Annotated in this window: 11 protein-coding genes; 6 read left to right on the forward strand and 5 right to left on the reverse strand. The window is 74.6% G+C overall.

Annotated elements, in window-relative coordinates:
* The first annotated feature begins 103 nt into the window (after nucleotides 1-103).
* Both OO47_RS13840 and OO47_RS33975 read left to right on the forward strand, forming a co-directional pair.
* On the forward strand, nucleotides 104-976 hold the full coding sequence (locus OO47_RS13840) for a universal stress protein (protein ID WP_030213467.1): 873 nt from the start codon (nucleotides 104-106) through the stop codon (nucleotides 974-976).
* Between the two features lie 138 nt (nucleotides 977-1,114).
* Complete coding sequence (locus OO47_RS33975; protein ID WP_051715974.1) at nucleotides 1,115-1,825, forward strand: CAP domain-containing protein; 711 nt, start codon at nucleotides 1,115-1,117, stop codon at nucleotides 1,823-1,825.
* 8 nt (nucleotides 1,826-1,833) lie between these two features.
* Here OO47_RS33975 and OO47_RS13850 read toward each other — a convergent pair whose 3' ends face one another.
* The 4 genes from OO47_RS13850 to OO47_RS13865 all read right to left on the reverse strand — a co-directional run bounded on the left by OO47_RS13850 (nucleotide 1,834) and on the right by OO47_RS13865 (nucleotide 7,404).
* Nucleotides 1,834-3,495: a sigma-70 family RNA polymerase sigma factor gene (locus OO47_RS13850; RefSeq protein ID WP_030213472.1), complete on the reverse strand. Its 1,662-nt coding sequence runs from the start codon at nucleotides 3,493-3,495 to the stop codon at nucleotides 1,834-1,836.
* A 180-nt stretch (nucleotides 3,496-3,675) separates the two neighbouring features.
* The gene (locus tag OO47_RS13855; protein WP_030213475.1) at nucleotides 3,676-3,966 is read right to left on the reverse strand and encodes a hypothetical protein; all 291 of its coding nucleotides are present in this window, start codon (nucleotides 3,964-3,966) and stop codon (nucleotides 3,676-3,678) included.
* A 97-nt stretch (nucleotides 3,967-4,063) separates the two neighbouring features.
* On the reverse strand, nucleotides 4,064-6,286 hold the full coding sequence (locus tag OO47_RS13860; RefSeq protein WP_030213478.1) for an NADP-dependent isocitrate dehydrogenase: 2,223 nt from the start codon (nucleotides 6,284-6,286) through the stop codon (nucleotides 4,064-4,066).
* A gap of 44 nt (nucleotides 6,287-6,330) precedes the next feature.
* The gene (locus OO47_RS13865; RefSeq protein WP_030213482.1) at nucleotides 6,331-7,404 is read right to left on the reverse strand and encodes a phosphatase PAP2 family protein; all 1,074 of its coding nucleotides are present in this window, start codon (nucleotides 7,402-7,404) and stop codon (nucleotides 6,331-6,333) included.
* 147 nt (nucleotides 7,405-7,551) lie between these two features.
* Here OO47_RS13865 and OO47_RS13870 point away from each other — a divergent pair, with 147 nt between their 5' ends.
* Entirely contained in the window at nucleotides 7,552-7,797 is a 246-nt protein-coding gene (locus OO47_RS13870; RefSeq protein ID WP_030213485.1) for a hypothetical protein, read from the forward strand.
* A 10-nt stretch (nucleotides 7,798-7,807) separates the two neighbouring features.
* On the opposite strand, the gene OO47_RS13875 is transcribed toward OO47_RS13870, so the two are convergent.
* Nucleotides 7,808-8,845: a LacI family DNA-binding transcriptional regulator gene (locus OO47_RS13875; protein WP_030213488.1), complete on the reverse strand. Its 1,038-nt coding sequence runs from the start codon at nucleotides 8,843-8,845 to the stop codon at nucleotides 7,808-7,810.
* Between the two features lie 409 nt (nucleotides 8,846-9,254).
* On the opposite strand from OO47_RS13875, the gene OO47_RS13880 reads away from it, so the two are divergent.
* The 3 genes from OO47_RS13880 (at nucleotide 9,255) to OO47_RS13890 (ending at nucleotide 13,862) form a co-directional block, all read left to right on the forward strand.
* Entirely contained in the window at nucleotides 9,255-11,060 is a 1,806-nt protein-coding gene (locus OO47_RS13880) for a VanW family protein (protein WP_078489641.1), read from the forward strand.
* Nucleotides 11,061-11,224: 164 nt separating this feature from the next.
* Entirely contained in the window at nucleotides 11,225-12,256 is a 1,032-nt protein-coding gene (locus OO47_RS13885) for a serine hydrolase domain-containing protein (RefSeq protein ID WP_030213494.1), read from the forward strand.
* Nucleotides 12,257-12,407: 151 nt separating this feature from the next.
* Nucleotides 12,408-13,862, forward strand: coding sequence for a glyceraldehyde-3-phosphate dehydrogenase (locus OO47_RS13890; protein WP_030213496.1), 1,455 nt, complete (start codon nucleotides 12,408-12,410; stop codon nucleotides 13,860-13,862).
* The last annotated feature ends 59 nt before the right edge of the window (nucleotides 13,863-13,921 follow it).

The raw sequence follows: 13,921 nt of genomic DNA on the forward strand, positions 1-13,921 counted from the left end.
TCGGGACGTACGGCCCTGCCGTCGGGCGGCCGTCGGGCCCAAGCTGGAGGGGAGAGGGTCCGCCGGCCGGCGGACCCGACACCGCACCGACGGAGGCATTCCGATGAGTCGTGAGATCGTCGCAGGGGTGGACGGTTCCCCGGAGAGTCTCGCCGCGGCGGACTGGGCCGCCCGCGAGGCCCTGCACCGGGGCCTCCCGCTACGGCTCGCGCACGCCTGGCGCTGGGAGCCCCTCGACCTCCCCCTGGTCCAGGACCCCGAGGCCCAGGGGCGGGCCGCGCACGCGGTCCTGCGCGAGGCCGAGGAGGAGATCGCCCGCCGGCACCCGGACCTGGAGCTCTCGGCCGGGGTGCTGCCCGACACCCCGGTCGCCGCGCTGCTCGGCACCGAGGAGCGGGCCGAGATGCTCGTCATCGGCTCGCGCGGCCACGGCCCCGTGGCCGGGTTCCTGCTCGGCTCGTACGGGCAGCAGATCATCGCCGCCGCCACCCGCCCCGTGGTGGCCGTCCGGTCCCGCGACGGCGAAGGGGCCGAACCGCCCGCCGGACACGTGCTCGTGGGCCAGCTCGGCACCCCGGAGGACAGCGCCGCCGCACTCGGCTTCGCCTTCGCGACCGCCGCCGCCCGCGGGGCGTCCGTGCGGGCCGTCCGGGCGTGGAGCCTGCCGGCCCTCTACGCGTACAGCCCGGCCTCGATGCGGCTCGCCGACGAGGCCGGCGGGCTCGTCCCGTACGAGGAGAAGGCGCTGCGCGAGGCCCTTGGCCCCTGGCGGGAGAAGTACCCGGAGGTCAGGGTCGAGGAGCACGTCGAACTGGGCAGCGCGGGCCAGGTGCTGCTCTCCCGGTCGGGGGCCGCGCAGCTCCTGGTGGTCGGGCGGCGGGCCAGGCGCGGGGCCGTCGGACCGCGGATCGGCTCCGTCGCGCACGCGGCCCTCCATCTGGCTCCCTGCCCGGTGGCGGTCGTCCCGCAGGGCTGAAACGCTTCGACGTGAGCTGACGCGCCGGGTCGACGCGGGGTGTCGGGGCGGCCCGGGCCGGAAAGGGCTGTCACCGTCGCCCCGGCCGCCCTCCCCGGTGCCGGCCGTCCGGCGATCCCTGCGAGAGAGCGGAGCCCCATGCGGTACCACGTCCGTCCCCGACCCTCCGACCGGCCCGCGCGGCCCCCACGGGCGGGCGGGCGGCACCGCCCGGGCTTCCGCACGGCCGTCGTCGTCACGGGAACGGCGGTCGTCGCACTCACGGTGGCGGCAGGGACGTACCTCGCCTCGACGGCCGGCGGCCCGGCGTCCGCCGTCTCCCCCGCGCCCGCACCCGTGACCGCGCCTGCCCCCGTCCCCGTACGGGTGGACCCGGAGGTCCGGCCGGAGCAGGCGCGGGCGCAGTTGTCGGAGCGGCGGCCCGTCCTGGTCCCCGGGGGCGGGACGGCCGCCGCCCGGAAGAGCGAGCGGTTCGTCAAGGAGGTCGTCGCCCTGACCAACACCGAGCGCACCCGGGCCGGTTGCCGTCCGCTCAGGGCCGACAAGCACCTGCGGGCGGCGGCCCAGGGACACGCCGCCGACATGGCCGCCCGCGGCTACTACGAGCACATGAGCCCCGAGGGCCGGGACGGGGGCGACCGGATGAAGGGCGCCGGCTACGCGTGGTCGTCCTGGGCGGAGAACATCCACCGCGGGCCGAAGACCCCGGCACGGGCCGTGGCGGACTGGATGGGGAGCTCCGGCCACCGGGCGAACATCCTCAACTGCTCGCTCAAGGACATCGGCGTCGGAGTGGCCGTGACCTCCAACGGCCCCTGGTGGGTGCAGAACTTCGGCACCAAGCGCTGATCCGGCCGTCATCCCCGCCCGGGCGCGGCCAGCTTCTGCACCCAGACCGTGCCCCGGGGGCTGCGCACCGACGCCACGCCGGTGTCCCGGTAGCGGCAGTCGAGCATGTTCTCCTCGTGCATCGAGCCGTCCCGCCAGTCCTCGACGACGGCCTCCGGCCCGGTCGCGCCCCTGGCCAGGTTCTCGGCCCAGGCGCTCCAGGAGTAGCCCGCGGCGGTGATCCGCGCGTCCGCGAAGTCGCCCTCCGGGCTGCTGTGCCCGTAGTAGCCCCGCGCGACCATGTCGCGGGCGTACGCGCGGGCCGCGGCGACGAGCCGGGGGTCGGTGCGCAGCGGGGCGCAACCGGCCTCCGCCCGGAGCCGGTTGACGAGGGCGGTCACCCGCTCCCCGGAGGTGGGCGGCGGTGGGGGCGGGGTGGTGCGGCGGGGCGCCGGGGTGGTGGTCGTCGGCGCGGGGGCGGGGGTGGTGGGCGCCGGGGACGGGGACGGGGACGGGGACGTGGTGGCCGGGGCGGGGGTGGTCGGGGGCGCGGCGACGGGCTTCCCGGGCCGCACGCGCGCCTCCGGTTCGGAGGGTACGAGGAGGAAGACGGCGCCGAGCACGGCGACGGCGGCGACCCCGGCGAGGACCGCCCCGCGCCCCGGAGCCCACCGCCCGGCGCCCCCTCCCCCGCCACCGGGGCCGGCGGCGGATCCGTCCACGTGACCGGCGGGTCCTCCGGCAGGGCCGCTCCCGTACCCGGCGGCGACCCCGTCCGGACCGCTGCCGTACACACCGGTCGTCCCCTCCGGGCCGTTCCCCGGCACGGCAGGTCCCGTGTCCGGGAACGGCCCGGAGGCGGCGGGCTCCCCGTACGCCGCGAGTTCCGGGGCCGGGCCGTCCGTCGTCAGGGCGGCGAGGCCGAGTGGCGGGACGAGGCCGATCCCGACCAGCAGGCCCTCGACGGGGACGAGGCCGCTGCGGCCCGTCGCCCGGGACGCGCAGGCGTCGCAGGCGCGCAGGTGGCGGGCGATCCGCTTGCGCCAGAGCGGGGACGGCCGGCCGTCCCAGGAGGTGAGGACCTCCGCCAGTTCCGGGCACGGCGGCAGGGCGTCCAGGGCGCGGACCACCGCCCGGCCGGTCTCCAGGCGCTCCTTCATGCGCTGGACCCGCACGGCGGCGTGCTGCGGGGGGACGCCGAGGCCCTCGGCGAGTTCGGCGCGGGTCAGCTCGCCGGCGGCCTCCAGCCACCACAGGGCGAGGAGTTCGCGGTCGTCCCCGTCGAGCCAGCGGGTGGCGCGGGCGACGTCGCGGCGCTGCCCGGAGAGGCCGAGGCGGAGGACGGTGAGCTCGGTGAAGTCGCCGGCCGGGTCGGCGAGGTCGGCCGCCTGGTCGAGACCGGCCACGGGCGCCTGCCGGCGCTCGTGCCAGCGGCGCCGTATCCCGTTCATCGCGATGGCGACGAGCCAGGACCGGAACCTGGCGGGGTCCCGGAGGCCGCTCAGGCCGTCGAGGGCGCGGACCATCGTCTCCTGGACGATGTCGTCCGTGTCGGCGTGGCCGTCGAGGGCGCGGCCCACGACGTTGTGGACGAGCGGCAGGTAGGCGCGGACCAGCTCGTCCCTGGCGTGCGGGTCACCGGCCCTGGCCGCCTCCACCAGGGCGGTGGTGCGGCGCTCGTCGCTGTGCATGGATCTGCTCCCTCGTCCCTGGTCCGTGTCCCCCGTCTTCCGGAGACCCGTGGGCGCGGGAGGGATAACACTTCTCGTGGTACCGGATACGTGTCGTACTCGGGTGTTCGTGGTGGTCGGTCGCTCGTGGTGACCGGTCACCCGCGGTGTCCGGGTGTTCCCGGCACCGGGGCGCCGGTCCTACACCAGGGGCCCGGGGAGCGTCGGGACCGTGGCCCCGTTCCCCTCCCGGACGGCCTCCACGACGGCGTCGTGGAGTTCGCGGCTCTCCTCCTCCGATGCGCAGGGGACGGGACTGCCCGACATGGTGAACCAGTCGGACGCGCCGCTGTACTGCACGGCCACACGTGCTTCGCGCTCGGTCCAGGTGGTGTGCACGGTCAGATCGCCCGTGACGGTCCCGGCCTCGTCGGTCAGCACCCCACCTCGCCCGGTGTAGACACCGGTGGTCGTCCAAGATGCCCAACTCATCCATCCAGGTTCACACCCGGATGCCACATGCGCCACCGACGGGACCGCCCCGGCCGGAGGAGTTTCCGGCCGGGGCGGTACGGGGCCGCGCGCCGGATCAGGCGAGGGACGCGAGGGCCTCGTTGAGGGTGGCGGACGGGCGCATCACGGCCGCGGCCTTGGCCGGGTCGGGCTGGTAGTAGCCGCCGATCTCGGCCGGGGAGCCCTGGACGGCGATCAGCTCGTCGACGATCTTCTGCTCGTTGGCCGCGAGGTTCTCGGCGAACGGGGCGAAGGCCTTGGCGAGGTCGGCGTCCTCGGTCTGGGCGGCCAGTTCCTGGGCCCAGTACAGGGCCAGGTAGAAGTGGCTGCCGCGGTTGTCGATGCCGCCGAGGCGACGGGTCGGCGACTTGTCCTCGTTGAGGAAGGTGCCGGTGGCGCGGTCGAGGGTGTCGGCGAGGACCTGGGCGCGGGTGTTGCCCGTGGTGGTCGCCAGGTGCTCGAAGGAGGCGGCCAGGGCGAAGAACTCGCCGAGGCTGTCCCAGCGGAGGTAGTTCTCCTTGACGAGCTGCTGGACGTGCTTCGGGGCGGAGCCGCCGGCGCCGGTCTCGAAGAGGCCGCCGCCCGCCATCAGCGGGACGATCGACAGCATCTTGGCGCTGGTGCCCAGCTCCAGGATGGGGAAGAGGTCGGTCAGGTAGTCGCGCAGGACGTTGCCGGTGACCGAGATGGTGTTCTCGCCGCGGCGGATGCGCTCCAGGGAGAACTTCGTGGCCTCGACCGGGGACAGGACGCGGATGTCCAGGCCCTCGGTGTCGTGCTGCGGCAGGTACTGCTCGACCTTGGCGATGAGCTGCGCGTCGTGGGCGCGCTCGGCGTCCAGCCAGAAGACGGCCGGGTCGCCGGTGGCGCGGGCGCGGGTGACGGCGAGCTTGACCCAGTCCTGGATGGGCAGGTCCTTGGTCTGGCAGGCGCGGAAGATGTCGCCCTCGGCGACCTCCTGCTCCAGGACCACGTCGCCCGCGGAGTTCACCAGGCGGACGGTGCCGGCCCGGGCGATCTCGAAGGTCTTGTCGTGGGAGCCGTACTCCTCGGCCTTCTGCGCCATGAGGCCGACGTTGGGTACGGAGCCCATGGTCGACGGGTCGAAGGCGCCGTGGGCGCGGCAGTCCTCGATGACGGCCTGGTAGACGCCGGAGTAGCTGTGGTCCGGCAGGACGGCGAGGGTGTCGGCCTCCTGGCCGTCCGGGCCCCACATGTGGCCGGAGGTGCGGATCATGGCCGGCATCGAGGCGTCGACGATGACGTCGGACGGCACGTGCAGGTTGGTGATGCCCTTGTCGGAGTCGACCATCGCGAGGGCGGGGCCCTCGGCGAGCTCGGCCTCGAAGGAGGCCTTGATCTCGGCGCCCAGCTCCGGGAGGCCGTCCAGGCCGTTGAGGATCGAGCCGAGGCCGTCGTTCGGGGAGAGGCCGGCGGCGGCGAGGGCCTCGCCGTACTTGGCGAAGGTGGCCGGGAAGAAGGCGCGCACGACGTGGCCGAAGACGATGGGGTCGGAGACCTTCATCATGGTGGCCTTGAGGTGCACGGAGAAGAGCACGCCCTCGGCCTTGGCGCGGGCGACCTGCTCGCCGAGGAAGGCGCGCAGGGCGGCGGCGCGCATGACGGCGGCGTCGACGACCTCGCCGGCGACGACCTTCAGCGGCTCGCGGAGCTCGCTGACGGTGCCGTCGGCGGCGGTGAACTCGAAGCGGAGGGTGTCGTCCGCGGCGATGACGACGGACTTCTCCGTGGAGGCGAAGTCGTTCTCGCCCATGGTGGCGACGTTGGTCTTGGACTCGGGGGTCCAGGCGCCCATGCGGTGCGGGTGGGCCTTGGCGTAGTTCTTCACCGAGGCGGGGGCGCGGCGGTCGGAGTTGCCCTCGCGCAGGACCGGGTTGACGGCCGAGCCCTTGATCTTGTCGTAGCGGGCGCGGATCTCACGCTCCTCGTCGGTCTTCGGGTCGTCCGGGTAGGCCGGGAGGGCGTAGCCCTGGGCCTGGAGCTCGGCGATGGCGGCCTTGAGCTGCGGGATGGACGCCGAGACGTTCGGCAGCTTGATGATGTTGGCCTGGGGGGTCTTGGCCAGCTCGCCGAGCTCGGAGAGGGCGTCGGCGATGCGCTGGCCCTCCTCCAGGTACTCGGGGAAGACGGCGATGATGCGGCCCGCGAGGGAGATGTCCCGCGTCTCGACCGTGACTCCGGCCTGCGAGGCGTACGCCTGGATCACGGGCAGGAACGAGTAGGTCGCCAGGGCAGGCGCCTCGTCGGTGTGGGTGTAGATGATGGTCGAGTCAGTCACCAGGGTGCTCCGCTCCACGTCTGCGTATGCGAGATTGCTCGACATCAAGATATCTCGTGATCGTGGTCCTCGGTAAAGGGCCCCACGAGCTCCTCGTCCTCCGGGGCCCCGGCGGCCTCGGCGAAGGGGCCGCCGAGCCGGTACGGGGGCGGGGGGCCGTCCACGTCGACGTGGCGGAGCAGGAGGAGCAGGACGGTTCCCGCGGCGGCGGTGACGCCGGCGGCGAGGGCCTGGCCGCAGCGGTGGGCGAGGCGGAGCTCGGCCGGGTCGTAGGGGGCGGTGGCGGGCAGGGCGAGGGTGTCGCCGAGCAGCCAGATCCCGGCGCCGAGGCCGCCGGCCGCGACGAGGACCAGTGGGAGGAGCACCAGGAGGGCGGCCGGGGCGGGCGGGCGCCGGGGGGCGGGGCGCACCTCGCCCTTGCGGGCGCGGAGGGCGAGGATGCCGCAGAAGACGGCGAGGACGAGGAGGGCGGCGGCGATGACGTCGCCGGGCCGGTGCCGGCCGTCGGCGATGGTGTGCGCGCCGACCGCGGCGGCCCAGAGGGTGGCGGCGCCGACGGCGGGGGCGCGCAGCCGGTGGGGGACGACGAGGGCCAGGCCGAGGGCGACGCCCAGGGCGAGGGCGGTCGGGGCGCTGGGGAAGCCGCTGGGCAGGAGGGCGGCGCCGGTGCCGGTGAGGCGGGGGCGCGGGGCGTACAGCCGGAGCAGTCCGGTGAGGGCGAGGGCGGTGACGACTCCGCCGGCGGCGAGGCCGGTGAGGACGTACCGCCTGCCGATGAGGCCGACGGCGAGGAGGAGGACGCAGCCGAGGACCAGGGAGAGGGTGGTGAGCCCGGCGAGGGAGGGGTGGTCGCGGAGCAGGGCGGCGGCGGCGGCGTCGGCGCGCCGGCCGGTCGTGGCGGCGTCGCCCCAGCGGCGGCCGGTCGCGGTGAGGACGAGTCCCGCGTAGACGACCGTGAGCAGGAGGACGGCCCCGAGGCAGCCGCGCCGGGCGCGGGTGCGGACGCGGGTGGTGAACGAGCCGGCGGCCTCGCCCGCCACGGCGGCGTACCACCAGGTGTCACCGGCCCTCAGCGGCCTCGGGGAGCCGCCGGTGCGGGGCCTGTCGTTGGAAGCCATGCCCCGATTCGACCCCAGCCCCGGCCGCCCCGCCCGCTGGGCTCGTCCGAACGACACGCCGGGATCCGGATCTCGCGGGGAACCGGCCGGGCGGTCCGCGCGTCTGCCCCGGAGACCGTACGCACGCTCCGGGGGGAGACGCTTCACATGTCGATGCCGCGCAAGATCGGAATCGGTCTGCTGGTCCTGATCGCGTTCGGGTTCCTGGCGCCGAACGGCTGGTACGTCCTGGGCGCGATCGTGGTCGCCCTGGTGATCGCGGCGTTCGTGGCCTTCGAGGCGATGAGCGAGTCGCACCGCTCCCACCGCCCCGACGGACGCCGGTTCCGCCCGGGCCGGGGCGGGGACGGCCGCTGGATCGTCCACGACGAGGACCGGGGTCCCCGCGCCTGACGGGAGCCGGTCAGGAGGAGGCGCGGACCACCAGGTCGGTGGGGAGCACGCGGCGGGGCTGGTCGTCGGGGGCGCTGGGGGAGGCGATCTCCTGGAGGAGCAGGCGGGCCATGGCGCGGCCCATCTCCTCGATGGGCTGGCGGACGCTGGTGAGCGGCGGGTCCATGTGCCGGGCGACGGCCGAGTCGTCGACGCCGACGAGGGCGACGTCCTCGGAGACCCGGCGGCCCGCCTCGCGCAGGACGGCCCGAGCGCCCGCCGCCATCACGTCGGAGGCGGCGAAGACGGCGTCCAGGCCGGGCCGGCGGTCCAGGAGTTCCCGCATGGCCCGGCGGCCGCCCTCCTCGGTGAAGTCGCCGTTCGCGACGAGTGCTTCGTCGGCCGGGAGCCCCGCCTCGGCGAGGCCCTCGCGGTAGCCGTCGAGGCGGCAGCGGGCGACGTACATGTCGAGCGGTCCGGTGATGGTGGCGACGGCGCGCCGGCCGCGGGCGGCGAGGTGGGCGACGGCGGTCCGGCCGGCGCCGGTGTTGTCGGAGTCGACGAAGGCGACGCTCTCGTCCCGCGAGCGGCGGCCGTTGAGGACGGCGGGCAGGCCGAGGGCGCGGACCTGGTCGGGCAGCGGGTCGTCGCCGTGCACGGAGACGAGCAGGACGCCGTCGACGCGCTGGGCGGCGAGGTACTGCTCGAAGCGCTGCCGCTCCTGTTCGCTGCGGATCAGGGTGAGAAGCAACTGCTTGTCGGCGTCGGCGAGTTCGCCGCTGACGCCGCGGATGATGTCGAGGAAGTACGGCTCGGAGAAGAGTCGCGCCTCGGTCTCGGGGACGACCAGGGCGACGGCGTCGGTGCGGCTGCCGGCGAGGGCGCGGGCGGCCCGGTTGGGGACGTAGCCGAGTTCGGCGACGGCCCGTTCGACGGCAGCCTTGGCCTGCTCGCTCACCTTCGGGGAGCCGTTGATGACCCGGGAGACCGTGCCGCGGCCGACTCCGGCCCGCACGGCGACCTCCTCCAGGGTGGGCCTGCCGGTCTGCCGCCCGCTCGCCGCCGCCATGTGCCGCTCCTCCCCCTCGGGCCGTCGCCCCGCCTGCGTCGCCCGCGAACCTATCAGGCGGGACGGGGTGCTCTCCGGGGCCGGCGGGAGGGCCTTGAGGCCCGGCCCGGACCCCCGTTCCAGCCCCTCCCGAACCCCGGTCCGGGCCTCCGTTCCAGCCCCGTCCCTGCACCGCCCGACCCCCGGCCCGGGCCCGGCTCGCATCGCGGCCCGGCGCCGGCCCGGAACCCGCTCCGGGCCTCGCCCCGGAGCGGGCCGCCGGGGTCGCCGGGAGGTCCGGGGGCCACTTTCCGTACCCCTTCCGCCGCCCTCCGCATTGCCGCAGGTCAAACCGGCCTTATGTGCATAAGACACTCTTTCGGCGTACCGTCGTGGGGTTCCCTTCCCCATCGACGCCCCGGGAGAGCGTGTGCCCCGCTCCACGACCGACCACGACCCGACGCCCCGCGAGGGGCGCCGTCCGCGTCTCCGGACGGCCGCGATCGCGACAGGTGTGGTCGCGGTGGCCGCCGGCGGCCTGTACGGTGCGGGCCTGCTCGCCACCGGGGACGACATATCCGCCGGCACCCGGGTCGCCGGCATAGACATCGGCGGCATGAGCCGCTCCCAGGCCGAGGCGAGACTCGCCGCCGAGGCCCCGGCCGAGTGGAAGGCGCCGATCCCCGTGCGGCTCGGCGACGAGGCCTCGACCGTGGACCCGGCCGCCGCCGGGCTGAGCGTGGACGTGGCCAGGACCGCCGCGCTGGCGGCCGACCCCTCCCGCGATCCCGTCACCGTCGTCCGGCGCCTCTTCTCCTCCGGCGAGCGCGAGATCCGGCCGGTCTTCGCGTACGACGAGGCCAAGGCGAAGGCCACCGTGGCCGACCTGGCGAAGCGGAACGACCGCGCGGTCCGCGAGGGCTCCGTCGTCTTCCGCGACGGCAAGGCCGTCGCGACCCAGCCGGTCACGGGCCGGAAGCTGGACACCGGCCGGGCCGTGGAGTCCCTGCGCGCGGCCTACCCGGCCGCCACGGGCGCGGCGCCGGTCGCCCTCCCCGTCGCCCTGACCCGGCCGAAGCTGCCCGCCGCCGAGGTGAACCGCTTCCTCGACACGTACGCGAAGCCCGCCCTCTCCGGTCCCGTGACGCTCACGGCGGGGGGCCAGCGCCTGCGGATCTCCCCGGCCACGCTGAGCGACCACCTCACCGTGAAGAACGACGACGGGCACCTCAGCGGGAACCTCGACGCGGACGCGCTGCTGCGCGACCCGGACGTGGCGCGGCCGCTCGCCTCCCTGACGAACGCGCCGACGCAGTCGACCCTCGGCGTGCGGAACGGCAAGGTCGTCGTGGAGTCGGAGGGCCGGCCCGGCCACGAGGTGACCGCGAAGGCCCTCGGCGACGCCGTCCGCCCGCTGCTCACGAAGACCGGCGACGCGGCCCGTACGGCCACGGTGGCCACCAAGGTCACGCAGCCCGACCTGACCTCCGACTCGCTGGCCCGCATGGGCATCACCGAGCAGATGTCGTCGTTCACGGTGAACTTCCCCTCCGCCCCGTACCGGACGACGAACATCGGCCGGGCCGCCGAGCTGATCAACGGCTCGCTCGTGCAGCCCGGCGCGGTGTGGAGCTTCAACAGGACGGTCGGCGAGCGCACCCCGGACAACGGCTTCGTGGACGGCACGATGATCCTCGACGGCCAGTACCGGTCCGCGCCCGGCGGCGGCGTGTCCGCCATGGCCACCACCGTCTTCAACGCCATGTTCTTCGCCGGGGTGAAGCCCGTCGAGTACGGCGCCCACTCCTTCTACATCGAGCGCTACCCGGCCGGCCGCGAGGCGACCGTCGCCTGGGGCAGCCTGGACCTGAAGTTCCTCAACGACACGGGCAAGCCGATCTACATCAAGGCGAGCGCGACGGACTCCTCGGTCACCGTGAGCTTCCTCGGGACGAAGAAGTACGACTCGGTGGAGGCCGTCTCCGGTCCGCGCACCAACCTCACGCAGCCGGCGAAGCGCGAGGGCACCGGCAAGGCCTGTGTGCCGCAGCCCCCGCTGGAGGGCTTCGACGTCTCGGTGGACCGGGTGTTCAAGAAGGGCGGCGCCGAGGTCAAGCGGGAGACCTTCAAGACCCACTACACCCCGCGCGACGAGGTGACCTGCACGGTGGACGGCGGGGAGAGCGCGGAGAAGGTCCCGGCGAAGACCCCGCAGCAGATCGCCGAGGGGCGCTGACGCGCGCGGCCGGAAGGGTGTCTTCCCCTCCGGTCCGGGCATGACTTCGGAGCGCGGCCCGCAGGGGTCCGCCGGGAACGCCCCCGGACGACGCGAGCCGGGCGCGGCCTTCCGGACGGGCCCCGGACCCCCCGGCGGGCCGGCCGATCCGTCGGAGGCCCGCCTTGGCACAGCGCACCGACCCCTGCGAGCGGCTGCTCGGCGACGCCGTGCGCACGGGCGTCGTCCCCGGCGCCGCGTGGGCCGCGGGCGACGCCCGCACCACCCTGTCGGCCGGGGCCGTCGGCGTCCTCGACCCGGCGGACCCCACCGCCCCGACCCGCCCCGACACCCTCTTCGACGTCGCGAGCCTCACCAAGGTCCTCGCCGTCTGGGCCGTGACCGGCACCCTGGTCGACGCCGGGAAGCTCGACCCGTCCGCCCCGCTCGGCTCGTACTGGCCGGAGGCGGCCGGCCGGCCGCTCGCCGGGGTGACGGCCCACCACCTCCTCACCCACACGGCGGGCCTGCCGCTCCGCGCCAACCTGCGGCACCTGTACGGCTCCGATCCGCAGGACGTACGGGACGGGGTCCTGTCCGAGCCGCTGCGGCACCGGCCCGGGGAGGCCGTCGCGTACACCGACCGGGCGGCCCTGGTCCTCGGCTACCTCGCCGAGCACCTCACCCGGCAGCCCCTCCCCCGGCTCGCCGGGGACCGGGTCTGGACGCCCCTCGACATGGCGGAGACCCGGTACGGGCCGCTGCCCGCCGCCCTGAGGGAGCGGTGCGCGCCGACGGAGTACGACGAGGAGAGCGGCGTCCGGCTCAGGGGCACCGTCCACGACTTCTCGACGCGGCTCCTCGGCGGCGCCTGCGGCATCGCGGGCGTCTTCACCACCGCCGCCGACACCGGCCGCTTCCTGCGCCACCTCCTCGATCCGGTGCCCGGCACCTTCTCCGCCGAATGGACCGCCGCCTCGCTGCGCGTGCGCACCGGCCGCCTCGAACCGCGGCGCGGGCTCTTCTGGCACCCGGCGCCGGGCACGGGCCCGGCGGACGACGTCTGGGCGCACTTCGGCTTCACCGGCACGGGCCTGTGGGTCTCGCCCGCGCGGGGCCGCTGGGCCGTCCTGCTGACCAACCGGCTCTACCTCACCCGCGATCCCGGTCCGCTGGCCCGGGTGAGGGACGCCTTCCGGGCCCTGGCCTTCTCCTGACGGACCGTCCCTCCCCCGCCCGGCCGCGAGACGGAATCCTCCCCGGGCGCAAGGGGGCCGCAAGGGGCCCTCGTCACATCCCGGCCCCCTTGATCGATCGAACGGGCCCGGGGTTACCATATGAGCGCCGCCTAGCTCGAAAGATAAACTTGTGACTGTCAATGACGACTCGTTCACCAGCTGGAAGAACCGCGAGGAGATCGCGGAGTCGATGATCCCGATCATCGGGAAGCTGCACCGGGAGCAGGACGTCACCGTCCTCCTCCACAGCCGCTCCCTGGTGAACAAGTCGGTGGTCAGCATCCTCAAGACCCACCGCTTCGCCCGGCAGATAGCCGGCGAGGAGCTGTCGGTCACGGAGACGCTCCCCTTCCTCCAGACGCTCACCACCCTCGACCTCGGCCCGTCCCAGATCGACATCGGCATGCTGGCCGCCGACTACAAGTCCGACGACCGCGGCCTCTCGGTGGCGGAGTTCACCGCCGAGGCCGTCGCCGGCGCCACCGGCGAGAACAAGATCGAGCGCCGCGACGGACGCGACGTCGTCCTCTACGGCTTCGGCCGCATCGGCCGCCTCGTCGCCCGCCTCCTCATCGAGAAGGCGGGTTCCGGCAACGGCCTGCGGCTGCGCGCGATCGTCGTGCGCGGCGGTGGCGAGCGGGCCGCCGAGGACATCGTGAAGCGCGCCTCGCTGCTGCGCCGCGACTCCATCCACGGCCAGTTCCAGGGCACGATCACGGTCGACGAGGACAACAGCTCCATCGTCGCCAACGGCAACACCATCAAGGTGATCTACGCCAACGACCCCTCCGAGGTCGACTACACGGCGTACGGCATCGAGAACGCCATCCTGATCGACAACACCGGCAAGTGGCGCGACCGCGCGGGCCTCTCCAAGCACCTGCGCCCCGGCATCGACAAGGTCGTCCTGACCGCGCCCGGCAAGGGCGACGTGCCGAACATCGTGCACGGCGTCAACCACGACACGGTCAAGCCGGACGAGCGGATCCTGTCCTGCGCCTCCTGCACCACCAACGCGATCGTCCCGCCGCTGAAGGCGATGGACGACGAGTACGGCGTGCTGCGCGGCCACGTGGAGACGGTCCACTCGTTCACCAACGACCAGAACCTCCTGGACAACTACCACAAGGCCGACCGTCGCGGCCGTTCCGCGCCGCTCAACATGGTGATCACCGAGACCGGTGCGGCCTCGGCCGTCGCCAAGGCGCTGCCGGACCTGAAGGCCCCGATCACCGGCAGCTCGATCCGCGTCCCCGTCCCGGACGTCTCGATCGCGATCCTGAGCCTGCGCCTGGGCCGCGAGACCACCCGCGACGAGGTCCTGGAGTACCTGCGCGACGTCTCGCTGCACTCGCCGCTGAAGCGCCAGATCGACTTCACCACGGCCCCCGACGCCGTCTCGATGGACTTCGTGGGCTCGCGCCACGCGTCGATCGTGGACGCCGGCGCGACCAAGGTCGACGGCGACAACGCGATCCTGTACCTGTGGTACGACAACGAATTCGGCTACTCGTGCCAGGTCATCCGGGTCGTCCAGCACGTCTCCGGCGTGGAGTACCCGACCTTCCCGTCACCGGCGGTCTGATCCGCACGGCGCCACGACGACGCGCCGCACCCCCGGGCGGGGGTGCGGCGCGTCGTCGT

The organism is Streptomyces bikiniensis (assembly GCF_000716625.1).
Classification (GTDB): Bacteria; Actinomycetota; Actinomycetes; order Streptomycetales; family Streptomycetaceae; genus Streptomyces; species Streptomyces bikiniensis.